Here is a 25,527-nt window from a genome sequence, read left to right on the forward strand (position 1 = left end):
ACCAAAACACCAGAAGTTATCCACATTTTTGCGATTTCCAATTTATTCTTAAATGTGTAAAAATAACACTAAGCATATTCAACTTTTAAACTTAAATCACTGCTTAAACATTTAAAAATGCAATAAATAGAGATAACCAGCAAATATAAAATTCACAGCAACTTACAACAAGTAGACTTCATAGATGTTAATAACTTTCGGCCAAACTCCTATATGCAGCAATAATTGTAACAGAAAATCGCTATCCGAGGGTAGATTTCCTGAAGATCAATTCAGATTTTAACTCGATCGCCTCGTTGACATCATTATTCTCAGGACTGTTGATCCTTCGAAACAACAGTTTCGCAGCCTCCTCTCCCATCAGGTATGATGGTTGCAAAATAGTGGACAGCGCCGGATTTAATAATCGGGCAATTTCAAGGCTCGAAAATGAAATGACTTTCAAGTCGGCGCCTATTTCAATCCCGAGATCATGGCAGACGTAATAACTAGCTAGCGCTAGTCGCTCTACCGAAGCAAAGACACCGTCCGGTTTGATCTTTGTAAAAACATCCTTCAACAAAGTTTTATTTTCATCCATCCGATTGGTACAATCGATCACCAGCTCGTCCTGAAACGGTATTCCAGCATCTTTCAAAGCATCGACATAGCCCTGCATACGTTTCTTACCAATCGACAGCAGCTTGTTCACGACCAAATAGGCCACCTTCTTACAGCCCTGCTCTATCAAGTGCTTCGTGGCTTGGTAGCTGCTCTCATAGTCGTTTGTTGTGATTTTAGAATTATCAACATCTTCGTAAATTCGGTCAAAAAACACGATCGGCAGGCTGCGTTTCCTGATTTTATGCATATAGCTATGATCATTAGCCTCACCGGTTACCGACATAACGATTCCGTCCACGCGCCCGCTCTGCAAACTCATGATAAAATCAATTTCCTTCTGAAAATCGTCATTTGTTAAGTAAATCAAAATATGATAACCATTTTCCCGCGCTATTCGTTCGATACCATTTATAGCCCTGGAAAAGAAATTGTTAGCAATTTCGGGAACGATCACGGCGATGGTCCTGCTTTTCTTTTCCCTGAGGTTACTCGCCAAATGATTGGGTTGATAATTCAATTCCTTAGCCATGGCCAGAATACGCTCCTTGGTCTTAGGATTGATATCACTATTACCTCGAAACGCACGAGACACAGTGGACGTTGATAGATTCAGTTTTTCAGCGAGCTGCTTGATATTAATAGGTTCCATTTCTAGGCTTTTCGAGTAAGCTTTCTGTTACATCAGTAACCGTCCAAAAATAAGACAAAAAGCTACACATTACCCAAAAAATGGTGAAATATATTGAATTTGCCTCCTTTTTTCGTAATTTTGTAATAATCTTATAGAATTAAAACCCTACTAGCAGATGAAACATCAAGGGTTTTATTAATTCTCCGTCCGGAGAGAAAACATACAGAATGATTGAAATAAAAGAATTTAATAAAAACAATCAGTTAACCGCATCCGAAAAACAACAGATCATATCTTTTCTTTATAAAAGCTTGGAACAGTATGGCGACCCCGAAAGTTCTATCGAGAAAGCGATTAATTACGCACTCGGCGAGCAAGGGAGTTTAGGCGGCCATGTCCTTACTGCAAATTTGCATGGAAACTTATGTGGCGTCGTTGTCATTAATAAAACGGGCATGGACGAATACATTCCCGCAAACATATTGGTGTATATAGCCACAGACAAAGAACATCGGGGAAAAGGAATTGGTAAAGAACTGATGCAGAAAGCCATTGAAACTACCACCGGTGATATTGCACTGCATGTGGAACCTGATAATCCTGCTAAGAAGCTATACGAAAGACTTGGCTTTACCAATAAATACCTCGAAATGAGGCTTGTAAAGGAGGATCAATAATGGCCTTTATTACACTAAATAAAGAAAAACTTCGCTATAACTACGAACAACTTCAACAGTTATTTAAGCGAAATAACATCGAGTGGTCGGTTGTAGCCAAAATGCTTTGCGGAAATGAAAAGTATCTTAAAGAAATCATAAATCTAGGTGTCAAACAAATATGTGATTCAAGGTTACAGAACCTAGAGATGATAAAAAAGATCAATCCGAATATCGAGACAATCTACATTAAACCTCCTGCAAAAGGCAACGTGGTGCGCATTGTAGAAGCTGCCGATATTAGTTTTAACACCGAGTATGAAACCATTAAATTACTTTCACTAACCGCGAAGGAACTAGGAAAGGTTCATAAGATCGTTGTCATGATTGAGCTCGGCGAACTCCGTGAAGGCGTTATGGGAGATCAATTCGTGGACTTCTATTCAAAGATTTTCAAGCTTCCCAACATCGAGGTGGTTGGTTTAGGAACTAACCTTACTTGCATGTATGGCGTATTACCCAATCAGGACAAATTAGTTCAGTTATGCCTTTACAAACAATTAGTAGAGAGTAAATTTAATCGAAAAATACCTTATGTGTCTGGTGGCACCTCCGTTACCATACCGCTCATTACCAAGGGGATCCTTCCTAAAGGAATCAACCATTTCCGGGTTGGAGAAACGTTATACTTTGGCACCGACGTATATCATAACAAGGTTTTTGATTTCATGCATAATGACGTTTTCAAGCTCTGTGCAGAGATCATTGAACTAACCGAGAAACCTATGGTTCCTACCGGAGAGTTTGGTGTCAACCTGACAGGTGACACGCCAACATTCGATCAGAGCAATCTTGGCAACAAGTCATACCGAGCTATTGTAGATGTGGGTTTGCTTGACATAGAAGTAGATCATTTGGACCCGATCGACAAGTCCATGGAAATTGCAGGTGCTAGCTCTGACATGATTGTGATAGACTTGGGAGTCAATGAGCAAAAGCTTAAGGTTGGCGATCTGATTGAGTTTAAAGTAGACTACATGGGTTTACTGCGACTTATGAATTCCAATTACGTCGACAAGAAATTTGAGGAAGAGATTAAGGTATTTCAACTTGCTCATCAAAATTAGAAAAGTTACTTTTGACAGTAATTTCTCTAAAATATAGTGAACATGAAACACCCCGATAGCGACAAGTCGCCTACTGTCTCAGAACTTCATACTATCCGCACAGATTACATAAAATCTGAACTACACGAAACCCAGGTTAATCAAGATCCTATCCAACAGTTTATTACCTGGTTCAATGAAGCTCTTCATTCCGAGGTAATGGAACCAAACGCCATGACACTGGCGACGGCGACGGCTGATGGACAGCCAAACGCACGAACCGTGCTATTGAAACATATTGACGACCGGGGTTTCGTCTTTTTCACCAACTACGATAGTCAAAAAGGCAAAGAAATTGCCGAAAACAAGAAAGTATCGCTCCTCTTCTTTTGGCCGGAACTTGAACGACAGGTTCGTGTACAAGGAACCGTAGAAAAAATCTCTTTTGAAGAATCCGAAACCTATTTCCATTCGCGACCGCGAGGAAGTCAGCTTGGCGCACTGGCTTCTCATCAGAGTGTCCGAATTGACAGTCGCGAGGTTATCGAAGAAAAACTGACAGAGCTTGAAGATAAATACAAAGATTCAGAGGTTCCACTCCCTGACTATTGGGGAGGCTATTGTGTAAAACCTCTACAGTTAGAGTTCTGGCAAGGTGGAGCAAAAAGACTACATGACAGGATTGTCTACAAAAATGACACTGACAAATGGGAAATTTTCCGCATATCGCCGTAAATATTGACAACTATTTCGATTTCACCTCCATTTATTGTAATATAATCAATACAATCTACCTTTCGGCATAGTTGAAAATTAACAGGCATTATATTTGCTAATCGATGATTAGGTTTATAATTGGTTAGTAAAGGTTCCCATTCTCCCCGTTTGGGAGCCTTTCTTTTTTGTGTTAAGCCCGCTCTCCCCTTACCTCAATTGGTAGATATCAGTACTTTTAACATTTTTTTTTCAAAGTCTTATATTTTTACTTACCTTAAAACCATCCTAATTAGTAAATTCCCAAATCACAGTTGAGTTTATCAAATATTATCTAGTATATGGAGGAAATCATAAGTAAAGTTAATGCCATCGTATGGAGTAATGCCTTAGTTATACTATGCTTGGGCGCTGGGATTTATTTTTCTTTCAAAACTCGGTTTTTACAGGTCAGTTATCTAAAAGAAATGATCAAACTGCTTTTCTCGGGAAAACCATCTAAAAAAGGTGTAACATCTTTTCAAGCATTCGCTATCGCTATTTCAGGAAGAGTCGGAACAGGAAACATCGCGGGCGTAGCAATCGCTATTGCCATGGGTGGTCCAGGTGCAATCTTTTGGATGTGGATAATCGCATTTTTAGGCAGTGCTTCCGCTTTTATTGAAGCCACGCTGGGACAACTGTATAAACAGGTTAACAACGGACAGTATAGAGGTGGACCAGCATTTTATATCGAAAAAGGCCTGGGAATAAGATGGTATGCGATGCTGTTTGCTATTGTAACGATTATCAGTACAGCCGTGTTTTTACCAGGCGTTCAAAGTAACAGTATCGCACTTAGTATGAATAATGCTTTCGACTTTCCTGTCGAGTTCACAGGAATTGCTATTGTTCTTTTTTTGGCATTGATCATTTTTGGTGGCGTGAAGCGCATAGGAAAGGTTGCAGAAGTTATTGTGCCCTTTATGGCTGCCGCATATATTCTCATGTCAGTTGTTATTATAGCCATGAATATCCAACAAATCCCCGATGTACTCGCACTTATTTTTAGATCAGCATTCAAATTAGAGCCCGCTACCGCTGGGGTATTCGGTATGGCGATTGCATGGGGTGTAAAACGCGGTATCTATTCAAACGAAGCAGGGCAAGGGACAGCTCCTCACGCTGCGTCTGCCGCAGAAGTTAGTCACCCCGTAAAGCAAGGTCTGGTACAGGCGTTTTCCGTGTATGTAGATACATTATTTGTCTGCACCGCAACTGCGTTTATGATCCTTTTTACTGGCCAATATAATATTGTTGATCCTGAGGGAGGATTCTTGATTGAAAACATACCGAATGTGTCTATCGGTGCTGAATATACACAACATGCTGTTAGTCACCATTTTCCGAGGTTAGGAAGTGCTTTTATAGCGATTTCTTTATTATTTTTTGCGTTTACGACCATCATGGCTTATTATTACATAGCAGAAACAAATTTGAGCTATCTCAATAAGAGAAATAGACGTTGGCTAGTTTGGTTATTAAGGATTTTTCTTTTGGCCGCCACTTATTATGGATCCATTAAAACAGCTAAGGCGGCATGGACGCTTGGCGATATTGGGGTTGGGTTAATGGCCTGGCTGAATGTTATTGCACTTTTACTACTGAGGAAACCTGCAATGAACCTATGGAGAGATTATCAAAGGCAACGAAAAGAAGGAAAGGATCCAGTTTACAAAGCAGATGATCATAAGGACATCAAAAACACCAGCGAGTGGTAGGTATTAACTCAAAAATCTTAGTTCGCAACAAATAGTTGTATTGAATCTGCTTTTAAACGGGTAGCCAGCCATGACTTTAATTTTATTTGATCAGTTTCAGTCAATGGTTCAGTAGCCGTATCCACAACGACAAGATAATAAGGGGTTGTAAGAGAGTCCGTAAAAAACAATTGCTCTCCGACTGAACACGCAATAATTTGTGGAAAAAGTGCGCTAATCTCATGAAAGACTGCTCGTGCCAATTCATTATTGTTCGAAATACTGTCTAATTTTGCCTGGTTATTTGCTAAGTCTAATCGAAGGCGATTTAACTCTGTGATGGTTTTATCCTGAATAGAAGTTTTCAACTCCGTGTCACCGATTTCAAAACCAAGTCGAATTTCCAGATCCGTTCCTTTTAACCCATAGAAAGCCAATTTGTCTTGCATCTCTTCTTTTTCACTATCAGTAATGGCTTTTCCACCGTACACGAGCGAGATTTTCTTAGCTGCCGGATTAATATCAGACTGAAGCAAGTAATCACCCTCAATAAACGACTCGTTGTTAATAAAAGACGTAGCGTTCTGATTGTAGTTTTCTTGCTGAACCATGATGTAACCGAAATAGATGCTAGGGATCATGGTCATTAAAGCAATAACGGTAACCCATCTATTTGCTTTGATTTTTTTCTTTTCATCCGTATAAGTGATGACAGGAAACTTTAGAAGCCGAACTGTTATTAGTGTAGCCGCCCCAATAAATACCGTGTTAATGGTAAATAAATAAAAAGCCCCTAAAAAATAACTCCAACTGGCTGTTGCCAGCCCATAACCTGCCGTACAAAGTGGCGGCATTAATGCAGTTGCGATGGCAACTCCCGGAATAATATTTCCTTTGATTTTACTGGACATGGCTATTATTCCCGCTAACCCACCAAATAACGCAATTAAAACATCGTATATGTTGGGCTGAGTTCTAGCCAAAAGCTCAGAATGAGCCTCATTTATGGGAGTGATTAGGAAATAGAGTGTAGAAGTAACAAGTCCTGAAGCAACAGCAAAACCAAAATTAGAACCTGATTTCTTTAACAAGGTAAAGTCATAGGTTGCAAGACTATAGCCCATCCCAATAATCGGACCCATAAGGGGTGATATTAACATGGCTCCAATAATCACTGCTGTCGAATTTACGTTCAATCCTACACAAGCGATAAAAATTGCAAATATTAATATCCAAAGATTAGTACCTTTGAAAACTATCCCGCTTTCCATTACGCTGTGGATCACTTCGTAATCCTCTTGCTCTGAACGGATATTAAACCTACGAAACAACTTGTTCATTATGATAAACTTTGTTTTCGTCCGGTCATTTTCAACAATATAAACCCAATTCCCCCTGACAAAACAGAAGCAGTTAAAATTGCAAATTTAGCAATCGATATTAAATCAGGGTCAGCAAAAGACAGTAAGGCGATAAATATAGACATCGTAAAACCAATACCGGCCAACAGACCAACTCCAACTATATGTATCCAATTAGCACCTTGGGGGAGCTGACATATCTTACCCTTAACAGAAAGCCAAGATAACAATAGTATTCCGACAGGTTTGCCAATGATTAAACCGAGTACGATTCCCATACCCAAATTTGAAAAAAGACCTTCGACCATGCCGGCTTCAAAACGAATATTGGTGTTAGCCAAGGCAAAAACAGGAATTATAAGGAAATTTACGGGTTTAGTTAATATATGCTCCAATTTTTCTAGTGGTGATTCGGTAGCATCTGGCGTCGTTGGAAGCGTCAAAGCTGTCAACACGCCAGCTATAGTGGCATGAATACCTGAATGGTGAACGAAATACCATATAAATACGCCTGGGATCAAATAACAGACGATACTTTTAACCCCAAAATAATTGAAAAGAACCAAAAGTAATAATATTGCTCCTGCGTAGGCTAGGTAAGTAAAATCTAAATCAGAAGAATAGAATAAAGCGATAACCAAAATCGCTAATAAGTCGTCAACAATCGCCAATGCTGCTAAAAATATTTTTAATGATGCGGGAACAGTCTTGCCAAGCATTGTTATCACTGCCAAAGCGAATGCAATATCTGTAGCCATCGGTATTCCCCACCCGTTGGCAGTAGGAGTATCATTATTAAGAAACATGTAAATCGTCGCAGGTATCAACGCCCCGCCAAGAGCACAAATAATTGGTAGAGCAGCTTTCTTAGGTGAGGCTAATTCTCCTTCAACTAATTCTCGTTTAATCTCAAGACCAACCAAAAGGAAAAATATTGCCATTAACCCATCATTTATCCACAATGCAAGTGAATATTCTAAATGGACAGACTCAGTATTGAACCCAATCTGGGTCTCAAGCAAGTTATTAAACCCGATACCTAAAGGCGTATTGGCAATAATTAATGAGATAACAACACAGAAGAAAAGAATGATTCCCCCTGCTGATTCGTGCTTTAAAAAATTAGGAAATGCCTTTAAGTTGATCACTTGTTTCATCTAACAAATATATCAAAATAAGGTTAATTATTTTATTAAAACTTGACTATCGGAAGCATAGGAATTAAACCAGACTCAGATGTTGTATTAAAAAAAACACCAAATATCACACCTCCTATCAGATAACAAATCGCGTCTATATAGTCTGCAGTAAATGCTGGATTCCAAAGTGGGAACAAAACTTCACAAACAATGGATACAACAAAAACCACCATTAATATCTGATACCAGGAGAAAACATATTGAGCGTCTTTTTCAAACAGGTAGCGGCGTTCAAAAAGCATTAGTTGAAGTAATATCGGCAAAAACAAAAGTGGATCAAGATAGGAATCGACAACCTGTATTTGGATATTCAATATTTTTTGTAGAACCTGATGTATGAGCGCAACGCTTAAAGCTATAAAAAACCACCATCGCAGAAACATTTCTTTAACTCCTATAATCACAGCGCAATTAGAAAAATTATTAATAAAATCACAATTAAAACCGGGGAACATAAAACTAGTAAAAGAACTACTGGTATTTTGGCTATACTCTTCAAGACTTGGATCGCCCAGTGATCATTCGGATTTGGCATAAGCCACCCTGCAAACCGACCAACAGCACCCTTAACCATTTTTGTTACTTCCTTAAAAACAGATTGATTTTCTTCGTTACCCATAAAGTGCAAAGTTAAGATGGCGGCACCTATATTACAACTTACAATACAATCTTACAGGTTCCAAAAATGGATTTTTCCTAAAAGATCGACAGTAACCAATTGAGACTCATCCGCCGTTATATCCATACCACTTGGAGTCCCTCTATGCTTTGAGTAGGTTTTGATTAACCTACCCGACCATTTATTCCATTCGCGAATAGATTTATCCAAACCAAGAGTATATATAGATTTATTGCTTGTTAAACCAAAAAGAACTTCCAAGCTTAAAGGGATATTGACAATACTGTCTTGCTGTGGAACATAAATTGGCCAATTGGGATGAGACCTCGTGTAAATTATGCTGTCTTCTCTCGTATCATAGAAAGCAAATTCTTTGCCGCCCATGATCAAAACGTTTCTGTTATCATCCACGTCAGCGATCTTACCATTAATTTGACTTTGTTTGATGTTGTTTGTTCTATAGTTCCAAGAAATAAGTTTACCCAGTCCATCAAAATAAATGTCGCCGTTATCCGCTATGTACTTTGGGGACATTCGCTTTAAGTCATCAGGTGTGTCCAACTTCCTAAAATCATTATTCGTATCCCATACATAGTGGTTACCTTTAAAGTCGAACGTAGCTAAGATACCATTTTGTGTATTGAAGCAGATTTGATAAGCCCAAGTTTCCTTTATCGGTAATTTATCAATAACCGCTCCGTTGAGCACATTGATAATTACAATACCAGAATTTAAGGTAGCTGCATAAAGCTCATTTTTTTCGGCATGATAAGCTAAGTCGTAGATTTCATCACCAATCGCAGCTATTTGTTTTTTGTTATTGTTTTCATTAACGAGCTGATATATTTTCCCGTCGAAAGTGGAAACAAAAACCGTGTCACGACCTGCTTTGAAAATAACATCGGTGTAAGCTATCGGGTTTATACTCGTGACTTTATGTTTTTTAACCGTAACCTTTTGCTTACAATTGGTAAGAAGCACACAAAGAGACAATAGTAAAATAATTTTATGTAGTTTCATTCGTATTATTTGCTTTCGATTAAACTTTGATTCTTCCCATTGTCTGAAACATCCATCCAAATATTCATGTCGGAAGTGCCTAGATTGATTTGATTGCCATTTTTACCCCACATTTTTAGGTTAGCTGCACCTTGGGGTTCAGCCATAAATAACACGCGCTGTGAAATTTTCGAATCTAGAGTTAGAAACACATTCCCATAAGAGTCATCAGTTACATAACCTCCCCTTTCTTGCCCCTCGTGATCATAAAGCATCACGCCAGAGACACCCGAGTTATCGCCTCTATAAAACCTGTAACCAAACGATTGTGCCGGTGGAAGATGCGTTCCAATAATAATGCGTTCAACACCAATAGAGTCAGTTACAATGAGCCCTCTGACTTTTAAGACTTCATTTGACAAATCGACCTCAACATGATTGTTTTTTACTATATATATTACCAGACATCCGGTAACCAGCAGGTTAAAAAATAGGAGAATGCATAACGTTCTATTCTTCATTTTTTTATTTTTTTCAATCTTATAAAAATAGATATCGCTAAAGTAAATAGAGATATGGATGTGAACAGTGGAATTAGCCAACTCATTGTTGAGTCAAAGAATAAGGCTATAATAAATGAACCTATTGAAATTAATATTGATGCGACAGCGTATCCCGCCTCATCGTAAAACCAAGCATATTTATGAAAATAAGCTGCCAAAGATAACAAAAATGACAATATAATCCTTCTGATACCTCAAAAAAGGAGCATGACTTTAAATGCAAAAAAAACGAAAAACTTCGCTGGCGTATAACGAGAATAGTTAAGGCGTGTTTTGACGAACATAAACATCTTGTTGCGGGAACGGAATTTCAATTCCTGCACTATCAAGAGCCTCCTTACAATCAATAATCAATTGCTCATTCATGGTCCAAAAGTGCTCGTTAGACGTTGTTGCCCTAATCGATAAATTTATCGCGCTATCGCCAAGACTTGTTACGACTACTTGAGGCGCGGGATCTTTAAAAGCATATTCATTTTTACTTATTACCTCCAATAAAATATCCTTTGCCTGTCCCAAATTAGCACTGTAGGAAACACCAATATCAAACCACGTTCTGCGTGTCCCTAAGTTCGTATAATTGGTTATACTGCTGTTAGACAGCTCGCCATTTGGGACGACAACCAATTGGTTTTGAGGCGTAGTAAGTTTGGTATTAAAAATATCGATTTCTTGCACGGTTCCAGATACACCCGAATCAGCGGAAATATAATCACCTATCTTAAAAGGCTTGAGCAACAAAATGAGTACCCCTCCAGCAAAGTTCGCCAGCGATCCTTGTAGAGCCAGCCCCACAGCTAAACCCGCTGCACCGATTATGGCTACAAACGCAGAAGTTTGCACGCCAAGCTGTGTCACCACGATAATAAATAATAATATATTTAACCCCCACTTAATCAAATTTAAAAGAAAACGCTGGAGAGAAATTTCCATATGTCGTTTCTCAAAGGTTTTTGCGGCAACTCGATTAATAAACTTGATAATCCAAGCACCTATTATATATATTAGCAATGCAGAAATAATTGCGGTGATAATCCGTGGAGCCCAGGAAATTGCAGAAGATAAAAAATCGTTCCAATGTTGTTCCATGCCATTTAGTTTTAAATTGTCCATTGTTTTGAGTTGTTTAAATCAAGAAATATCTATCTTTATCAATATATAAAAGCGCCAGCCACGATGCGCTTTCTTTAGTCCGGCACACGATTTACGGAAAGATTTATAGAAAAAACCGTAAAAAAACCGAGCTATTTCTAATATAATAAAAGAATATTTATCTACAACTTTTAAAGTTGAATAAACTTTAGTTTCACAAATCCATTCACTATTTTACAATAGTAGATGACTGAATTAACTTTTGGCAAACGGTTTCGTCTCTTTTTTTGGTTTATGGTTTATTACTTGTCAATTCCGTTGAGCCTTTGTATTTTTGTCAGAATCGTAAAATACCAGCAATATAGCTTTTAAAAAAACAAGAGAATAAGATATGAATCAGACTATTTTGTCACTCACAGACTTTTCCAACAATTCGCTCATAGCTACACGTTATAGTCTAGAGTTAGCTCGTAAAATGCAGGCTCGTGTCCATATTCTCCATGCTTATCAACCGTTTACCTCTGCTTTCCAGAGTTCCTCGGCCAACCAGAAAGATGAGCAACAAGCTAAAATTAATGCAGAAAAAGAGTTATCCGAATTTATAGATAAGTTGGGAACGAACTTGAACATACCAGTAACATCAAGTGTCACCCGAAATAACCTCGTCGAGGCGGTCAATCATTACATCCAAAAAGAAAATATATGTCTAGTCGTTATGGGGGCTCATGGAGTCTCTGGAGCTCGACTGGATTTACTAGGCAATAACACTTACGACGTTGCTAGGGACGTGTCACGTCCTTTATTGATTGTCCCGGAGCAAACCAGCTCTTTTAAGCTGGAAAATATCGTCTTCTTTACTGACTATCAACAGGGCGATATCAAGAGCCTCAAAAGCTTTGACGAGTTGTTTGGTGGAGTACTTGCCTCTTGTACACTTGTTCATATACATGAAGGAAAGGATACGCCAACGGATGACGATCTGTTGACTCTAACACAATGGAGGACTACGTTGGAAAAAGAAGTGGGAATAAATAGTTTGTCTGCGGAAATAATGCACGTTCCTGAAAACATAGAATCTATTAATCAGATTTCGAGCCGTCTGAAGGCCGATATGATATTGATTACCCTAATCGACTCTCGTCCTTTTTTTGAAAAGCTTCTGCATAAAAGCCTGGCGAAAGCGATTATTCTCAATGCCCAGACTCCTGTTCTGCTCACTTCAGAAGACACAGAATGACATTCCGCTCCTCCTTACCTTAACCTTTGGTGAGCATCCCTGCTAATAAACATTCTGTTACGCTCTTCGGAAACCATTTCGAGGAATCGTTCATAGTGTTTCAACACATCGGATATCAATTCTTTTTTTGTAAAAAGCTGAACATCGTATCCTTCTCGATCATCCCCAAAATAAGACTCTGGAAAAAAAACGTGGCGTTCCTCTATATCAGGCAGATTGTCTTCATCAAGTAAATAGTTTGCTATTATTCTTGATTCATTTTTTATACCGTAGACAAAGTTGTTCACAATATCATATGGAACTTCAATCTCCACCCTGTGTGGATTCTCCTTAAAGTTCACCATGGCTTCAATATTATTTTCAGCAAGCTCTTTCTGCAGCTCAGAAAATGCATCTTTTACTATCGTGTCTATAAATTTATCAATAGATTCCTTATCATTGAATGAGATGATCTGCTTCAAGCGTTCCTTCCACGAATCACCAGACCAAGGAACGGTTGTTTCCGAAAAAGCCCGTTCATAATAATCCCTATCAATGGAAAGAGCTTTAACCAAACTAACGATAAACAGCAACATAATAACAGAGAACGGCAAAGCTGTTATCAACGTCATGCTCTGTAAAGCATTAAGTCCCCCTGCATTCAGCAGCATCAGTGCAAGCGTGGCAAGCAAAATACCCCATCCAATCGTTTGCCACTTAGGCGAAATTCTGGCATTTTTTGTAGCAATACTGTTCATTACGAACATACCAGAATCAGCAGAAGTGACAAAAAACACGATGATGATTGCAATAACCAAAAAACTTACCATTTCGGTTAAAGGCAAGTATTCCAAAAAACGAAACATCAAGGCATCCGGACTGGTAGCGAGCTGACTCAACGCCCCATTGGCAACGTTCAGGTCGAACCATATCGCGCTATTCCCGAAAACAGACATCCAGATAAAGTTAAATAAGGTCGGTATGATTAAAACTGCCGCTACGAACTCTCGTATTGTCCGTCCTTTAGAGATCTTAGCAATAAATAACCCCACATAAGGTGACCAAGAAATCCACCACGCCCAATATAGTATCGTCCAGTCGTAAAACCAAGATTGTGTATTCGAGTCGTACACATGGGTATTAAACGTGAGACTGAAAAACTCATTGATATATATCCCGATGCCCTCCGTGAAGCTTCCTATCAAATAAACGGTGGGCCCCAGAACTAAGACAAATAACAAAAGCACAACAACCCCTACGATATTTATACCACTTAGAACCTTTACCCCTTTATCCACTCCACTCACAGCCGATATAATAGAAAGTGATACCAATACCACGACAATCACTACCTGATAAATAAAATTGCTATCGGGTAGAACACCCAGTGTTTCCAGCCCAGAGTTGACCTGAACAACACCAAAACCCAACGTTGTCGTAATACCAAAAAATGTACTACAAAGAGCGAAAACATCGATAGTATTACCCCAGGTTCCTTTGATCTTATCTTTCAGCAAAGGATAAAAACAGCTCCGTAAAGAAAGTGGCAACCGGTATCGGTATGCAAAATATGCCAGAGACAGCCCTACAACACCATAGATTGCCCAAGCATGAATTCCCCAGTGGAAAAAAGTATACAGCTGTGCATCTTTGGCACGCTGGGTAGCCGTATTGCCAGAAAACACTTCATTGGAATAATGCTGCATGGGTTCGGCGACACTAAAATACATCAGTCCAATACCCATCCCCGCAGCAAATAGCATGGATATCCATGAAAAAAAAGAGTAATCAGGCCTACTATTATTTTTCCCTAATCGGATATTGCCGTATCTGCTGAACATAAGATAGATCAAAAACAGAACAAAGATCGTTACAGACCAGACATACACATAATTTAGATTCACGAAGATGAAGTCTTTGATGATATTGAGAAGACTCTCTGTGAATTGAGGAAAAATAGCAGACAACAAACAAATGCCCAAAATGAAAATCAAACTGGGAATTACAACTGCTCCGCTTAACGTGGTTCTTACCCTTGAAAATTTTATCATGTTTTCTTAATTGTCTCTTCCGCAGCCAAAAATTGTCGGAAACATCCTCAAAATAAAATTAAAACGAAAAAGTCTAAAACGTGTTTTCCAAACCAATTACGCATAGATCCCAAATTAATAAAATAGTATAAATTTACATAGAACAGATAACGATTTCTTTATAGCGTTATCGGGAGCAATGGTTTCACAATTGATAAAGCGTTCATTTCTCGAACTTACACCAGATTAAGCAATGTCGACCCTTAATAAGTGCGCAAAATCAACGCGACCACAATGAAAAACAAAAATCACCTTCGGGTACCTTGGTAAGACCCTTGTAAACGGTATTTAGCAATTAATTATCTATTAATTCCCTGTTGCTCTCGTATAAATCGACGAAAATAGGGATATATTAGCAAATAATTCAGTAAAAATTCACCTATGAATCCGAACAAGGTCTTGAGAGAATTTAAATAAAATAAATAACTAGCTTAGACCGAACATCAGCTGTAACAAATCTTGCTTTGCTCGCTCTAAATGGAAAGAATGGATAATAAGGAAGCACTATTTCAGGAATTGTTCGAAAAAAATTCGGAAAGGATTTTCCATTTATGCTATGGGTATACCGGAAGTAGTGATCTGGCTAATGACTTGATGCAGGAGACATTTATCAAGGTATGGCAAAATCTGGATAACTTCAGAAACCAATCGCAGATATCCACCTGGATATATCGGATCGCCATTAATACCTGTTTGTCTCACCTCCGTGTTGAAAAGAAAAAAATAGCTGATGAGCTGAACGAACATATTATCCAAACGGTTGCAGATACGGTTTCTGAAAAAGAAGAACAGGTGGAACAGCTCTACAAATGTATCGCTCAGCTGGAAGAGAATGAAAGAATTATTATAACAATGGTGCTAGACGAAGTGCCTTATCCTGAAATAGCTGAAATTTCAGGCATATCTGAAGGGAACTTGCGTGTTAAGATACATCGTATCAAAGCGAAATTAACACATTTATATAATCGATATGAAAGATTTTGATGAGATAAAGAAGCTGTGGAAAGTACAGCCAACCGAGCCGATTCATATTGAACGTGTTTGCAAGAAAATTGCACAACAGAAGCGCAAATATGAAATGCGCCTATTAATGCAAACAGTTATTGTCGCATTGGCGTTCGTGACGATTTTCACCATTTGGATCACGGCAACCTTTGTTACTTGGACCTCACATCTGGCTATGATTATTGTTATTGCTTGTCTGATATTTTACCTTCGGATTCAGATTAATGACTATCTGCGTATTAACAAATCGAGCTCACTCTTAAAGAAGCCCAAAGAATTCATACAGGATCTAAGAGATTATAAAAGATCTCGATCTAAATTGAATACAAAAACATATCAAACCTACGTAGTACTAATCAGCGTTGCGCTCGGCCTTTTCGCATTTGAGATGTATTATGTTCTCCCGTTCTGGGAGCTGATCATCTATGTTGCTGTTTCTATCTTGTGGGTAGTGCTTTGTCAATTTGTATTCATGAAGCACTATAATAACAGAGAATCGCAACGATTGCAGGAAATAATTGATAATTTAGAAAGAGTTTGCGAACAATTTTGATAAAACAATTTTGCAAATCCAATAATGGATTGTATATTTGCCAAGTGCCTTGATAAAAGGACTTGATCATTACTCACGATGAGTCTTGATTTATAAAGAAGTGGCGAGAGACTGGCTCGATGAACCACTGGCAACCATCTGAACGGAAAAGGTGCCAATTCCTGTCCCGAATTAACGGGAAAATATAAATTAATAAGACATGAAAACAACGAACATTTCTTCCCAAAATTCGCCAAGTCATTACGCGCTTAGGCAACACCCTCTTACAGTCGGATGTACATACCGAATGTGCAGCTCATCTCAACCTACCCCAAACTGCTATTGTTAAATTTGGGAAGCTCTAAGGGGCGCTATTCTATATATTCTACCATATGGAATAATCAGACACAAAACAATCTTATCATCAATTTTTTAACATTATTTAGTAAAATTATTATACCATCATGGCAACAAATTCATTGAAATTCGAAACTTTACAAGTGCATGCAGGACAGGAAGCAGATCCAACTACCGGAGCGCGGGCGGTTCCTATTTACCAAACAACGTCTTTTGTATTTGACAGTGCGGAACATGGCGCTAACCTTTTCGCTTTAAAGGAATTCGGAAATATATACACACGCATCATGAACCCGACCAGCGACGTATTCGAAAAACGTATTGCGGCGTTGGAAGGAGGCGTAGCGGCTCTAGCAGTTTCATCTGGAATGGCAGCACAGCTTATCGCGATTACGAATATCGTCGAAAGCGGTGAAAATTTTGTCAGCAGCCCTAATCTTTATGGCGGAACTTATAATCAGTTTAAGGTTACGTTTAAGCGTCTGGGTATTGAGGCACGTTTTGCAGAAAACGACGCTCCAGAGAGCTTTGAGAATCAAATAAATGAAAAAACGAAAGCTATTTTCATCGAAACTATTGGTAATCCTAGTTTTAACATTCCTGATTTTGAAAAAATAGCGGAAATAGCAAAAAAACATGATCTACCATTAATCGTAGACAATACCTTTGGGGCTGGCGGGTACCTCTTCCGACCTCTTGAGCATGGAGCAAATGTAGTTGTACATGCTGCTACGAAATGGATAGGTGGACAAGGTAGTAGTATCGGTGGTGTTATCGTTGATGGAGGGAATTACAATTGGGGAAATGGCAAATTTAAGCAGTTCAGCGAGCCTTCGGAAGGTTATCACGGTTTGGTATTCAGTGATGTATTTGGAGTAGATAGCAGCTTAGGTAACATTCAATTTATCATAAGAGCGCGTGTAGAAGGTTTGCGCGACTTAGGGACGGCCTTGTCGCCTTTCAACTCTTTCTTATTTATTCAAGGCCTAGAAACCCTGTCACTTCGTGTTCAAAGACATGTGGATAATGCGTTAGCTTTAGCAAAATGGTTGGAGGAGCATCCGCAGGTTGAGGCAGTTAGTTATCCCGGTTTATCAAGTCATCCGTCGTATGCTAATGCTAAAAAATATCTTAAAAACGGATTTGGATCGGTGTTGAGCTTCGAGATTAAGGGTGGAAAAGAGAAAGCGACTGCATTTATCGATAATCTAGAACTTACCAGCCATTTGGCTAACGTTGGGGACACGAAAACCTTGATTATTCAGCCTTCGGCAACAACGCATCAACAATTGAGCGATGAAGCGCAATTGGCTGCAGGCGTTAAACCAAACTCCCTTCGTGTTTCTGTTGGAATAGAACATATTGACGACATCAAAGCCGACTTTGAAGGTGCATTTTCAAAAATATGAAGACACACAAATTTCAATATAAAAAAACCTTTAAACTAGAGAGTGGTAAGCGACTTCCGAATTTGGAGATCGCTTATACTACTTTCGGTACTCTGAATGCTCAAAAGGACAATATTGTGTGGGTATGTCATGCGCTGACTGCCAACGCTAATGTATTTGAGTGGTGGCCAGGCTTATTTGGCGACAAGGATTATTTTAATCCTGAAAAAGATTTTGTGATCTGCGCGAATATCATTGGCTCTCCTTACGGGACGACAAATCCGCTAAGTATCAATCCAAAAACAAATCAACCCTATTATCTATCGTTTCCTCAATTTTCAACACGTGATCTTGCCAGAGCACACGAATTGTTGGCCGACCATTTGAAGATCGATAAGGTATCATTACTAATAGGTGGTTCCCTTGGCGGTCATCAGGCTCTGGAGTGGTCTATTTTACAGCCGGAACGGATTGAAAAGTTGATCCTTCTTGCTACGAATGCACAGCATTCGCCATGGGGAATCGCATTTAATGAGAGTCAGCGACTGGCTATAGAAAGCGACCGCACATTTTATGCGAATAAGCCTAATGGAGGAGCTAAAGGGTTAAAAACAGCGCGATCAATAGCACTCCTATCCTACCGTACGTACGAAACTTATGGATTGACGCAGATGGAAGCGGATAATGAACGTGTGGATGATTACCGTGCTTCATCGTACCAAAACTACCAAGGAGAAAAGCTGGTAAAGCGCTTTAATGCATATAGCTATTGGTTTTTGAGTAAGGCGATGGATGCTCACAATGTGGGTAGAGGGCGTAAAGGAATTATTGAAGCACTTCAGCTGATTAAGGCCAAGACCTTGGTTATTGGCATCCGAACAGATGTACTCTTCCCACCGGAAGAGCAGAAGTTTATTGCAAACAATGTACCCTCAGCAGAATACGCGGAAATTGACTCCTTTTATGGGCATGACGGATTCTTGATTGAGACCAAAACACTGACGCAGATTATAGAGAAGTTTATTAGGAAAAATTATATTACATCAAAACACTCAGCAACGATTCACATTTAAATGGAAAAAAAATTACGACTAGGCATCTTCGGGTTTGGAGTAGTAGGACAAGGATTATACGATATCATAAAGACGAAGCGACTTAATATTGAGGTAAAAAAATTCGTAATCAAGCATCCCGAGAAAAAAAGAAGTTTGCCGGCCGAACTCTTTCATACCGACCCTAATGAAATTTTGGAAGATCCGGAAATTGACACGGTCATTGAACTAATTGACGATGCAGAGGTAGCTTACGACATCGTATCCAAGGCTTTACGAAATGGAAAAAACGTTGTATCTGCGAATAAAAAAATGATAGCTAATCATTTAGAGGAACTCGTAGCCATACAACAGGAGTTTGGAACATCACTTCTATATGAAGGCGCGGTATGTGGAAGTATCCCTATTATCCGTAATCTAGAAGAGTATTATGACAATGAACTGTTGCACTCGGTTAGCGGCATATTTAATGGTTCGTCAAATTACATTCTCTCGAAAATATTTAATGAGGACTTGTCGTATGAGGTAGCGCTAAAACAAGCGCAGGACTTGGGTTTCGCAGAGACTGATCCGACACTCGACGTCGGCGGGTTTGATGCCAAATTCAAATTGAGCATTGTAGCGTCTCACGCATATGGCTTATTCATAGATCCGGACAAAATATTAAATATTGGCATTGACGGTCTAACTGAAGCAGACATTCGCTTTGCAAAGGAGAAAAACCTAAGAGTCAAACTAGTACCAACTGCACGAAAGATCAATGACCATCAGGTTATTCTTTATGTTATGCCTAAATTGGTGGATTCTGAAAACATTCTCTATCAGGTTGAGAACGAGTATAACGGTGTATTGGTACAAGCTGCATTCGCTGACCAACAGTTCTTTTACGGAAAAGGGGCTGGCGGACACCCTACTGGCTCCGCGGTTTTATCTGACATTGCAGCACTTCGCTATGACTATCGTTATGAATACAAAAAGCATTTAACGAAAACTCCTTCGGATGATGAGATTTATAGCGTAAACTGGAACCTGAAGGTTTATCTCCGTTATAAAGACGAGAACCTGATTGAGAAATTGGGTTTCCAAGAGGTGCATGAGCGTTATGCTTCAGAAGACTTTAAGTATATCATTGGTACAATAAATCTTCGCAACCTCCTTGATAATCGCGATTTATTGAGAGGAGACGATGTCTATGTAATCGAAAAACCTTAACATATAGAAGACCCTTAGAACGTATAGCTCTTAGGGTCTTTCAAAATAACTGTTGTATCTGCCTGCTGTATGCTGTCGTCAAATGCGGGAAGAATGGATGGGTTTGCTGGATAAGACTTACCATCAAACGTAAGCTTCCTCATACCGCTATTAGAGTTGATCACCAAATCATACCATCCATTGGTTGTGGATGGTAACACGTAAAATGGCGCGCGGCTTACCGAAAATAAAGAAAGAACCTCTCCCGTATGATTAACAAGGTAATAAGTACAACCACCAGACCCACAAAAATAATCATTGGAAAACCCGATAAAATATTCCATATTCCCATCTTTATTCAGGTCGTATGCATCTAATTGATAACGCCGTTGATCGCTTTTCAAAAAGCTTAAATCTTCTTTTAAGATTGAGCTAGCCAACCAACTGGATATCTGCGCAGTATCTTCTTCATTATAACGAAGCTTATCGAACGCATCGCTAATTGTTACGCTATCTGTATTTGTGTGGGACTGACTTCCCCTATTGTCTTTTTCAGACTCATTAGATTGTTGGCAAGATGTAATTAATAAGAGTAGTATGTAGCTAAGTGTTGTCAGGTTTTTCATTGTTTATACTAAATGTCTATTTCTTTTTTTTCTTTGGCACCTTGGCTCCCTCTTCACGCGCCTCGGAAAGTCCGATAGCGATGGCCTGCTTTTTAGATGTAACTTTCTTTCCGCTTCCGGTTTTTAATTCACCTTCTTTCATCTCATGCATAGCTTCTTCTACTTTTTTGCTTGCTTTTTTAGAATATTTTGCCATGGTTTCTTCCTTTTAAGTTAAGGATTTAACATCAAACGTGGCTATAATGTTTATTTATTCTTACATTTACAAACTAAATTTACCGATTAAAATGCAACAATACCTTGACTTAATGCGTAAGGTCTATGATAGCGGCGCTGATAAGCTAGATCGTACGGGAACCGGGACAAAAAGTATCTTTGGACACCAAATGCGCTTTAATCTCAAAGAAGGCTTTCCGTTGGTTACCACCAAAAGACTTCACCTCAGATCTATCATCCATGAACTAATATGGTTTCTGCAAGGTGACACAAATATTAAATACCTGAAAGACAATAAAGTAAGTATTTGGAACGAGTGGGCGGACGAAAATGGAAACTTGGGACCGGTATACGGTGCTCAATGGCGTTCCTGGCCTACACCAAATGGAGGAAGCATTGATCAAATCAGTCAGGTTATCCAACAGTTAAAGTCGAATCCCGATTCTAGGCGTATTATTGTGTCTGCCTGGAATGTGTCTGAAATCAGCAAAATGGCGCTGCCTCCCTGCCATGCTTTTTTTCAGTTTTATGTAGCTCCGCCCGACCCAACAAAAGGACAAGACAAACCGCAATTATCCTGTCAACTGTACCAACGGAGTGCCGATATTTTCTTAGGGGTTCCATTTAATATTGCATCCTATGCATTATTAACGATGATGGTAGCACAGGTTTGTGATATGGAGGCGGCTGACTTTGTACATACCTTGGGCGATGCGCATCTATATAGCAATCATATGGAACAGACTGAACTGCAATTGCAACGAACACCCTATCCGTTACCGAAAATGAAAATAAATCCGGCTGTGAACGATATTTTTGAATTTAAATTTGAGGATTTTGAATTAGTGGACTATCAGTTTCACCCTCATATTAAAGCTCCGGTAGCTGTCTAAATACTATATCATGACATCGATAATTGTAGCTGCGGCCCAAAATAATGCCATCGGAAAAAACAATGAATTACTATGGCATATGCCGGCAGATCTAAAATACTTCAAAAACAAAACAAGTGGCCATGCCATCATTATGGGTAGAAAAACCTATGAGTCAGTCGGCAAGCCCTTACCAAACAGGCGAAATATTGTCATAACACGTAGAAAGGACTATTCCGCAGAGGGTATAGAGGTTTGCCACTCCTTGGAGGAAGCACTCAACCTTTGCGACCCCAATGAAGAAAACTTCATTGCAGGCGGAGCCGAGATATATAGTCAAGCGATGGCGCTATGCGATCGAATTTACATCACCCTTATATACGGTGAGTTTGAAGCAGATGCTTTTTTTCCGCCTATACTAAAGGATATTTGGCAACTGACGTCCGAGGCATTTCATGAAGCGGATGAAAAAAATCCATACGATTATAACTTTATGACGTACGATCGGAAGAAGAAAATTTCATAATGAGAAAATAAACGTCATCATTACTCAAAATTTTCATAGATTTGCCGACTTAACAAAACTAATTACAATTAGAAATAAACTTTACAAATAAAAACAATGCAAGGGAAAGGTATTATTAAGTTTTTCATCGTTGTGGTAACGCTTGCGTGCCTGTACTCGATATCATTTACTTTCGTTACGCGAAGTGTAGAAAATGATGCAGCAGCTTACGCACAAGGTGATCAGGAGAGAGAAAGAGCTTACCTGGATTCGATGGCTAACGAGCCAGTTTACAATCTAGGCTTCGCGAAGTACACCTATCAGGAAGCTAAGGAACGTGAAATAGCTTTGGGTCTTGATTTACGAGGCGGCATGAACGTGACCATGGAGATTTCCTTGGAGGAGCTTATTTTAAATTTAGCGGGAAACACCGAAGATGAAAATTTTCACCAAGCATTAAGAAACGCGACTGAACGTAGTAAACAATCACAAACAGACTATGTAACTCTTTTTGGTGAAGAACTTAAACAACTAAGTCCGAATACATCATTCGCTTCATTTTTTGCAACTAAAGAAAATGTAGGTTCGATCAATGCTCAGTCGAGCGACTCAGAGGTGCTAGGCTTCTTGAGAACGCAGAGTGAGAGTGCGATTGATCGCTCATACAACATTCTTCGTACACGTATCGATAAGTTCGGAGTTGCTTCACCAAATATTCAAAAGCAACAAGGCACCAACCGTATCTTAATTGAATTGCCTGGTGTGACGGATGAAGAGCGTGTTCGTAGCCTTCTTCAAGGATCGGCTAAATTGGAGTTCTGGGAAACCTACGATAATTTAGAAATCTACCCTTTGCTGGAAAACGTTAATCAGACACTGGCAGCAACATTAAAAAGTAAAAAGCCTTCGGAGGAAACAGCTCTAGCTGACTTAGAAGCAGACACTACTGAAGAAGAGGCTGACCTAGGAGAACTTGCTGCTATTACTGGTGGGCAAACTGACTCTGTGACGCAAGACAGTGCGGATGCACAGCTTGCGGCTCAAAACAACCCTTTGTTCAACATTATGCAGCCGTCGATCGTTATTGGTCAAAATCAGCAGCCTATGTTGAGACCCGGACCGGTTATCGGCTATGTTGAGTTAAAAGACACTGCAAAGGTTAATGACATCTTAAGAGATTCCGTCATTCAATCAATCATCCCTGCAAATGTTAAGCTAGCATGGGCTGTAAAACCAATCAGTAAAGAAGATAGAAGGTTGGAACTATACGCACTGAAGCCGTCGACATCGGATGGCGAGGCTGCTTTAGCCGGGAGTGTTATCGCAGATGCTCGTGCTGATTTTGACATCAATGGGAACCCACAGGTTACCATGACTATGAATACGGAAGGTGCACGCGAATGGAGAAGAATCACTGCAGCGGCTTCGGCTGATCCGAATAATAAGAAATCGATTGCGATTGTCCTTGATGATGTAGTTTACTCCGCTCCTACGGTTCAAGATGAAATTGCCGGTGGGAACTCTTCGATTTCAGGAAATTTCCAAATTGAAGATACACAGGATTTAGCAAACGTATTGAAGGCTGGTCGTCTGCCAGCACCTGCAAAAATAGTCGAAGAAGCGGTTATAGGGCCAACGCTTGGTCAAGCAGCTATTGATGCAGGTATCAACTCATCGGTTATCGGATTGATTGTGGTATTAGTATTCATGGTTGTGTATTACAATCGCGCTGGATGGGTAGCTAATATCGCTGTACTAGTGAACGTTTTCTTTATTATGGGGATATTAGCCTCTATCGGAGCAGTATTGACCCTACCGGGAATTGCGGGTATCGTACTGACTATGGGTACGGCCGTCGATGCCAACGTGCTGATCTATGAACGGATCCGTGAAGAAATGAGGCTGGGCAAGTCGATTCGCCAATCTATTGCGGATGGTTATAAACATGCAATGCCATCCATTCTTGACTCACAGATTACGACCTTCTTGGTTGGTGTAATCCTCTTTATATTCGGAACGGGCCCTATTGCTGGCTTTGCGACTACCTTGATGATCGGTATTATAACATCACTATTTACGTCGATTTTCATATCCAGAATTATATTTGAATGGATGTTGGAGAAAGACTGGAAGATTACCGTTTCAAACAAATGGAGCGCTAATACCTTGGTAGATGCAAATTTTCAATTTATTAAGAACAGAAAAAAATACTATATCATTTCTCTTATTGCTGTTATAATAAGCCTCGTGTTTATCTTTACTAAAGGCTTCAACTTGGGGGTCGACTTTAAAGGTGGACGAACCTATGTAGTAGAATTTACTGAAGCAGTGAACCTCGAAGAAGTTCGCTCGAACTTGAATACCGCATTCGGAGAGGATACAGAGGTTAAAACATTTGGTGATGCTAATCATTTGCGGATTACCACGGGTTACCTGATTGGCGAGACAAATGACGAAGCGGATGCAGAGGTATTAACTAAGCTAGAGGGTGGACTGAATCAATTAGATGGAAATTCCCATGAGATCGTGAGTTCTCAAAAGGTTGGACCAACAATTGCAAATGACATCAAGACTTCAGCGGTTTATGCGTCTATATTTGCTATTATCGGTATCGGACTTTATATCTTATTACGTTTCCGAAAATGGCAGTATAGCATGAGTTCTGCAATTTCCACTGCTCATGATGCTATTTTATTATTGGGTATCTTCTCAGTTTTCGACGGTCTTTTGCCTTTTGCATTGGACATGAACCAGCACTTCATTGCAGCGATGCTTACGGTGATCGGTTATTCAATCAACGATACAGTAGTTGTATTCGACAGACTTCGTGAGTATTTAGGCATTCCGGCAAATCAGAAAAAGCCACACGCAGAAATTATTAATAAAGCGATTAATAGTACGCTAAGCAGAACGATTATTACATCCCTAACTGTAATATTTGTAATGGCAGTTCTATTCGTATTTGGTGGTGAAGTAATTCGAGCATTCTCATTTGCCATCTTAATCGGTATCATCTTAGGTACCTATTCTTCTATCTTTGTTGCAGCGCCATTAGTACTAGATTTGACAAACGAAGCGGAAGGGACAGAAACAAAGTCTATTCCATCAAAACAAAAAGTAGCTAAAGCATAAGCGAACATTTTTTAATATTAAATAAGAAAAGAGGATAGCTAATCACTATCCTCTTTTCTTATT

At 39.4% G+C, this 25,527-nt stretch carries 25 protein-coding genes and 1 riboswitch; of the genes, 13 read left to right on the plus strand and 12 right to left on the minus strand.

Annotated features, from left to right (window positions below; translation table 11 throughout):
* Positions 1-241 precede the first annotated feature (241 nt).
* Positions 242-1,252 carry a LacI family DNA-binding transcriptional regulator gene (locus WKR92_RS00720; RefSeq protein WP_375555924.1) on the minus strand — a complete coding sequence of 337 codons (1,011 nt, stop codon included), beginning with the start codon at positions 1,250-1,252 and terminating at the stop codon, positions 242-244.
* A gap of 209 nt (positions 1,253-1,461) precedes the next feature.
* On the opposite strand from WKR92_RS00720, the gene WKR92_RS00725 reads away from it, so the two are divergent.
* The 4 genes from WKR92_RS00725 to WKR92_RS00740 all read left to right on the plus strand — a co-directional run bounded on the left by WKR92_RS00725 (position 1,462) and on the right by WKR92_RS00740 (position 5,470).
* Positions 1,462-1,911, plus strand: a complete 450-nt coding sequence (locus WKR92_RS00725; protein WP_375555925.1) for a GNAT family N-acetyltransferase — start codon at positions 1,462-1,464, stop codon at positions 1,909-1,911.
* On the plus strand, positions 1,911-3,017 hold the full coding sequence (locus WKR92_RS00730) for an alanine racemase (RefSeq protein ID WP_375555926.1): 1,107 nt from the start codon (positions 1,911-1,913) through the stop codon (positions 3,015-3,017). Before WKR92_RS00725 ends, WKR92_RS00730 begins: the two co-directional genes overlap by 1 nt.
* Positions 3,018-3,059: 42 nt before the next feature.
* Complete coding sequence (gene pdxH, locus WKR92_RS00735) at positions 3,060-3,731, plus strand: pyridoxamine 5'-phosphate oxidase (RefSeq protein ID WP_375555927.1); 672 nt, start codon at positions 3,060-3,062, stop codon at positions 3,729-3,731.
* 320 nt (positions 3,732-4,051) lie between these two features.
* Positions 4,052-5,470, plus strand: coding sequence for an alanine/glycine:cation symporter family protein (locus tag WKR92_RS00740; protein WP_375555928.1), 1,419 nt, complete (start codon positions 4,052-4,054; stop codon positions 5,468-5,470).
* 17 nt (positions 5,471-5,487) lie between these two features.
* Here WKR92_RS00740 and WKR92_RS00745 read toward each other — a convergent pair whose 3' ends face one another.
* The 8 genes from WKR92_RS00745 to WKR92_RS00780 all read right to left on the minus strand — a co-directional run bounded on the left by WKR92_RS00745 (position 5,488) and on the right by WKR92_RS00780 (position 11,303).
* Positions 5,488-6,789, minus strand: coding sequence for a DUF389 domain-containing protein (locus tag WKR92_RS00745; RefSeq protein ID WP_375555929.1), 1,302 nt, complete (start codon positions 6,787-6,789; stop codon positions 5,488-5,490).
* Positions 6,789-7,967 (minus strand): Na+/H+ antiporter NhaA, encoded by a 1,179-nt coding sequence (nhaA, locus tag WKR92_RS00750; RefSeq protein WP_375555930.1) that lies wholly within the window; start codon positions 7,965-7,967, stop codon positions 6,789-6,791. Before nhaA ends, WKR92_RS00745 begins: the two co-directional genes overlap by 1 nt.
* Before the next feature lie 35 nt (positions 7,968-8,002).
* Positions 8,003-8,323 carry a hypothetical protein gene (locus WKR92_RS00755; RefSeq protein ID WP_375555931.1) on the minus strand — a complete coding sequence of 107 codons (321 nt, stop codon included), beginning with the start codon at positions 8,321-8,323 and terminating at the stop codon, positions 8,003-8,005.
* Between the two features lie 86 nt (positions 8,324-8,409).
* Positions 8,410-8,628, minus strand: a complete 219-nt coding sequence (locus WKR92_RS00760) for a hypothetical protein (protein ID WP_375555932.1) — start codon at positions 8,626-8,628, stop codon at positions 8,410-8,412.
* 51 nt (positions 8,629-8,679) lie between these two features.
* Positions 8,680-9,648 carry a WD40 repeat domain-containing protein gene (locus tag WKR92_RS00765; protein WP_375555933.1) on the minus strand — a complete coding sequence of 323 codons (969 nt, stop codon included), beginning with the start codon at positions 9,646-9,648 and terminating at the stop codon, positions 8,680-8,682.
* Between the two features lie 5 nt (positions 9,649-9,653).
* Positions 9,654-10,148, minus strand: a complete 495-nt coding sequence (locus WKR92_RS00770) for a hypothetical protein (RefSeq protein WP_375555934.1) — start codon at positions 10,146-10,148, stop codon at positions 9,654-9,656.
* The gene (locus WKR92_RS00775) at positions 10,145-10,366 is read right to left on the minus strand and encodes a DUF7010 family protein (RefSeq protein ID WP_375555935.1); all 222 of its coding nucleotides are present in this window, start codon (positions 10,364-10,366) and stop codon (positions 10,145-10,147) included. The genes WKR92_RS00770 and WKR92_RS00775 overlap by 4 nt, the downstream gene beginning before the upstream one ends.
* Before the next feature lie 85 nt (positions 10,367-10,451).
* Positions 10,452-11,303, minus strand: a complete 852-nt coding sequence (locus tag WKR92_RS00780) for a mechanosensitive ion channel family protein (protein WP_375555936.1) — start codon at positions 11,301-11,303, stop codon at positions 10,452-10,454.
* 370 nt (positions 11,304-11,673) lie between these two features.
* Here WKR92_RS00780 and WKR92_RS00785 point away from each other — a divergent pair, with 370 nt between their 5' ends.
* A complete protein-coding gene (locus WKR92_RS00785; RefSeq protein WP_375555937.1) occupies positions 11,674-12,519 on the plus strand; it encodes a universal stress protein in 846 nt (281 codons plus the stop codon).
* 14 nt (positions 12,520-12,533) lie between these two features.
* Here WKR92_RS00785 and WKR92_RS00790 read toward each other — a convergent pair whose 3' ends face one another.
* Positions 12,534-14,549: a BCCT family transporter gene (locus WKR92_RS00790; protein ID WP_375555938.1), complete on the minus strand. Its 2,016-nt coding sequence runs from the start codon at positions 14,547-14,549 to the stop codon at positions 12,534-12,536.
* A 525-nt stretch (positions 14,550-15,074) separates the two neighbouring features.
* Here WKR92_RS00790 and WKR92_RS00795 point away from each other — a divergent pair.
* The 5 genes from WKR92_RS00795 (at position 15,075) to WKR92_RS00815 (ending at position 20,134) form a co-directional block, all read left to right on the plus strand.
* Positions 15,075-15,572 carry an RNA polymerase sigma factor gene (locus tag WKR92_RS00795; RefSeq protein WP_375555939.1) on the plus strand — a complete coding sequence of 166 codons (498 nt, stop codon included), beginning with the start codon at positions 15,075-15,077 and terminating at the stop codon, positions 15,570-15,572.
* Entirely contained in the window at positions 15,559-16,146 is a 588-nt protein-coding gene (locus WKR92_RS00800; protein WP_375555940.1) for a hypothetical protein, read from the plus strand. The genes WKR92_RS00795 and WKR92_RS00800 overlap by 14 nt, the downstream gene beginning before the upstream one ends.
* Before the next feature lie 87 nt (positions 16,147-16,233).
* Positions 16,234-16,337, plus strand: a riboswitch (SAM riboswitch).
* 252 nt (positions 16,338-16,589) lie between these two features.
* Positions 16,590-17,891, plus strand: coding sequence for an O-acetylhomoserine aminocarboxypropyltransferase/cysteine synthase family protein (locus WKR92_RS00805; RefSeq protein WP_375555941.1), 1,302 nt, complete (start codon positions 16,590-16,592; stop codon positions 17,889-17,891).
* Positions 17,888-18,943, plus strand: a complete 1,056-nt coding sequence (locus WKR92_RS00810) for a homoserine O-acetyltransferase family protein (protein WP_375555942.1) — start codon at positions 17,888-17,890, stop codon at positions 18,941-18,943. The genes WKR92_RS00805 and WKR92_RS00810 overlap by 4 nt, the downstream gene beginning before the upstream one ends.
* Positions 18,944-20,134, plus strand: a complete 1,191-nt coding sequence (locus WKR92_RS00815; protein ID WP_375555943.1) for a homoserine dehydrogenase — start codon at positions 18,944-18,946, stop codon at positions 20,132-20,134.
* Positions 20,135-20,148: 14 nt separating this feature from the next.
* On the opposite strand, the gene WKR92_RS00820 is transcribed toward WKR92_RS00815, so the two are convergent.
* Together WKR92_RS00820 and WKR92_RS00825 are read right to left on the minus strand one after the other, a co-directional pair.
* Complete coding sequence (locus tag WKR92_RS00820) at positions 20,149-20,739, minus strand: COG3650 family protein (protein ID WP_375555944.1); 591 nt, start codon at positions 20,737-20,739, stop codon at positions 20,149-20,151.
* 16 nt (positions 20,740-20,755) lie between these two features.
* Positions 20,756-20,935, minus strand: a complete 180-nt coding sequence (locus WKR92_RS00825) for a DUF6496 domain-containing protein (RefSeq protein WP_375555945.1) — start codon at positions 20,933-20,935, stop codon at positions 20,756-20,758.
* A gap of 91 nt (positions 20,936-21,026) precedes the next feature.
* Between WKR92_RS00825 and WKR92_RS00830 the strand changes: the two genes are divergently transcribed.
* The 3 genes from WKR92_RS00830 to secDF all read left to right on the plus strand — a co-directional run bounded on the left by WKR92_RS00830 (position 21,027) and on the right by secDF (position 25,464).
* On the plus strand, positions 21,027-21,848 hold the full coding sequence (locus WKR92_RS00830) for a thymidylate synthase (protein WP_375555946.1): 822 nt from the start codon (positions 21,027-21,029) through the stop codon (positions 21,846-21,848).
* Between the two features lie 10 nt (positions 21,849-21,858).
* Positions 21,859-22,353, plus strand: coding sequence for a dihydrofolate reductase (locus WKR92_RS00835; protein WP_375555947.1), 495 nt, complete (start codon positions 21,859-21,861; stop codon positions 22,351-22,353).
* Between the two features lie 96 nt (positions 22,354-22,449).
* Positions 22,450-25,464, plus strand: coding sequence for a protein translocase subunit SecDF (secDF, locus tag WKR92_RS00840; protein WP_375555948.1), 3,015 nt, complete (start codon positions 22,450-22,452; stop codon positions 25,462-25,464).
* Positions 25,465-25,527 lie beyond the last annotated feature (63 nt).

This window comes from Albibacterium profundi (assembly GCF_042159835.1).
GTDB classification, from domain to species: Bacteria; Bacteroidota; Bacteroidia; order Sphingobacteriales; family Sphingobacteriaceae; genus Albibacterium; species Albibacterium profundi.

Coding starts and splice junctions, on each gene's coding strand:
- WKR92_RS00720 (WP_375555924.1), bottom strand. CDS start 1,252: ATGGAACCTATTAATATCAAGCAGCTCGCTGAAAAACTGAATCTATCA.
- WKR92_RS00725 (WP_375555925.1), top strand. CDS start 1,462: ATGATTGAAATAAAAGAATTTAATAAAAACAATCAGTTAACCGCATCC.
- WKR92_RS00730 (WP_375555926.1), top strand. CDS start 1,911: ATGGCCTTTATTACACTAAATAAAGAAAAACTTCGCTATAACTACGAA.
- pdxH (WP_375555927.1), top strand. CDS start 3,060: ATGAAACACCCCGATAGCGACAAGTCGCCTACTGTCTCAGAACTTCAT.
- WKR92_RS00740 (WP_375555928.1), top strand. CDS start 4,052: ATGGAGGAAATCATAAGTAAAGTTAATGCCATCGTATGGAGTAATGCC.
- WKR92_RS00745 (WP_375555929.1), bottom strand. CDS start 6,789: ATGAACAAGTTGTTTCGTAGGTTTAATATCCGTTCAGAGCAAGAGGAT.
- nhaA (WP_375555930.1), bottom strand. CDS start 7,967: ATGAAACAAGTGATCAACTTAAAGGCATTTCCTAATTTTTTAAAGCAC.
- WKR92_RS00760 (WP_375555932.1), bottom strand. CDS start 8,628: ATGGGTAACGAAGAAAATCAATCTGTTTTTAAGGAAGTAACAAAAATG.
- WKR92_RS00765 (WP_375555933.1), bottom strand. CDS start 9,648: ATGAAACTACATAAAATTATTTTACTATTGTCTCTTTGTGTGCTTCTT.
- WKR92_RS00770 (WP_375555934.1), bottom strand. CDS start 10,148: ATGAAGAATAGAACGTTATGCATTCTCCTATTTTTTAACCTGCTGGTT.
- WKR92_RS00780 (WP_375555936.1), bottom strand. CDS start 11,303: ATGGACAATTTAAAACTAAATGGCATGGAACAACATTGGAACGATTTT.
- WKR92_RS00785 (WP_375555937.1), top strand. CDS start 11,674: ATGAATCAGACTATTTTGTCACTCACAGACTTTTCCAACAATTCGCTC.
- WKR92_RS00790 (WP_375555938.1), bottom strand. CDS start 14,549: ATGATAAAATTTTCAAGGGTAAGAACCACGTTAAGCGGAGCAGTTGTA.
- WKR92_RS00795 (WP_375555939.1), top strand. CDS start 15,075: ATGGATAATAAGGAAGCACTATTTCAGGAATTGTTCGAAAAAAATTCG.
- WKR92_RS00800 (WP_375555940.1), top strand. CDS start 15,559: ATGAAAGATTTTGATGAGATAAAGAAGCTGTGGAAAGTACAGCCAACC.
- WKR92_RS00805 (WP_375555941.1), top strand. CDS start 16,590: ATGGCAACAAATTCATTGAAATTCGAAACTTTACAAGTGCATGCAGGA.
- WKR92_RS00810 (WP_375555942.1), top strand. CDS start 17,888: ATGAAGACACACAAATTTCAATATAAAAAAACCTTTAAACTAGAGAGT.
- WKR92_RS00815 (WP_375555943.1), top strand. CDS start 18,944: ATGGAAAAAAAATTACGACTAGGCATCTTCGGGTTTGGAGTAGTAGGA.
- WKR92_RS00820 (WP_375555944.1), bottom strand. CDS start 20,739: ATGAAAAACCTGACAACACTTAGCTACATACTACTCTTATTAATTACA.
- WKR92_RS00825 (WP_375555945.1), bottom strand. CDS start 20,935: ATGGCAAAATATTCTAAAAAAGCAAGCAAAAAAGTAGAAGAAGCTATG.
- WKR92_RS00830 (WP_375555946.1), top strand. CDS start 21,027: ATGCAACAATACCTTGACTTAATGCGTAAGGTCTATGATAGCGGCGCT.
- WKR92_RS00835 (WP_375555947.1), top strand. CDS start 21,859: ATGACATCGATAATTGTAGCTGCGGCCCAAAATAATGCCATCGGAAAA.
- secDF (WP_375555948.1), top strand. CDS start 22,450: ATGCAAGGGAAAGGTATTATTAAGTTTTTCATCGTTGTGGTAACGCTT.